Source organism: Nocardia donostiensis (genome assembly GCF_002081715.1).
GTDB classification, from domain to species: domain Bacteria; phylum Actinomycetota; class Actinomycetes; order Mycobacteriales; family Mycobacteriaceae; genus Nocardia; species Nocardia donostiensis.
The window spans coordinates 1-1,002 of the sequence record NZ_MUKP01000120.1 but is presented as its reverse complement, the minus strand read 5'-3'; the positions used below and the strand labels follow the sequence as shown (position 1 = coordinate 1,002).

2 protein-coding genes and 1 pseudogene are annotated in these 1,002 nt (G+C 68.9%); all 3 read right to left on the bottom strand.

Annotation, left to right across the window (positions count from 1 at the left end; translation table 11 throughout):
* On the bottom strand, positions 1 to 246 hold a 246-nt coding region (locus B0T44_RS26220), incomplete at its 3' end, for a DUF3499 domain-containing protein (protein WP_081512749.1).
* Positions 247 to 393: 147 nt separating this feature from the next.
* A complete protein-coding gene (locus tag B0T44_RS26215; protein WP_077121593.1) occupies positions 394 to 873 on the bottom strand; it encodes a metallopeptidase family protein in 480 nt (159 codons plus the stop codon).
* Between the two features lie 23 nt (positions 874 to 896).
* Positions 897 to 1,002 (bottom strand): annotated as a pseudogene (whiB2, locus tag B0T44_RS26210) (transcriptional regulator WhiB2); the annotation flags it as partial.

The following is a 1,002-nucleotide window of genomic DNA, read 5'->3' as shown; positions in this document are numbered from 1 at the left end:
GCGGACCGCTTCGGCGAGTGCGGTCAGATCGTCGTCGTCGGGGGTGGTGGAGAAACCGCCTTCGTGGCGGACCATCTCCCAGCCCTTGGGGGCGGTTATCCGGGAGGCGTGGGTTGCGCACAGGTCCCAGGAGTGGGGCTCGGCCACCGTCGCCAGCGGGCCGACCACAGCGGTCGAATCCGAGTAGACATAGGTGAGCGTCGCGACGGCCGGATTCTTGCAGCCTGGTCGGCAGCAACGACGCATGGGAATCACGTGGACGAGCGTAACCCCCTTGACGCGTCCGGGTGGGCAGACACGCTCACCGAATCCGTTGCGCCCGGCGCGTCGCAGTGTGATTCCGCCCGCCTTGTGCCGAGACGGACAACACGCTAGGGCGGGTCTGGGACAGGTTTACTCGGGTTCGGGATCGATGACGTCGGGGTCGACGCCCAGGTAGGTGGCGATTTGCTGGACCAGGACTTCGCGCAGTAGCTCCACCAGATCGTCCGGATCGCCCGCGCGCAGTTCGAGCGGTTTGCGGAAGAGCACCACCCGGGCGCGGATCGGAGTGCCGTGCCGGTCGACGCCTGCGGGGATGAGCCGCGACAGCGGCACCGGCCCGTCGGCGACGACCTCATCGGGCCAGGTGACCGAATCGGGGTGCAGCGGGCGGATTTTCGGGACATCGTCGACGGCGATATCGAGTTTGGTGAGCCGGTCGTGCCAGCGGGTATCCAATGGCGCGAACGCCTCGAGTACCAGGCGGTCGAATTTCTGGCCGCGGGTGCGCCAGGCGGGCACGGTCGGCGGCAGCATGGGCCCGCGTACCCCGCGGCCGCGGCGGATCACCGACCGGGCCGTCGGCGGCCGGCGTTTGCGGGAACGTGCCATGACCGAAACGGTTGGGGTGTCGGTCAGCCGATGCCGCGCTTGAGGCGGCGGCGTTCCCGTTCGGAAAGACCGCCCCAGATGCCGAAGCGTTCGTCGTGCGCGAGCGCGTATTCCAGGCATTCGTCGCGC

Coding starts and splice junctions, on each gene's coding strand:
- B0T44_RS26215 (WP_077121593.1), bottom strand. CDS start 873: ATGGCACGTTCCCGCAAACGCCGGCCGCCGACGGCCCGGTCGGTGATC.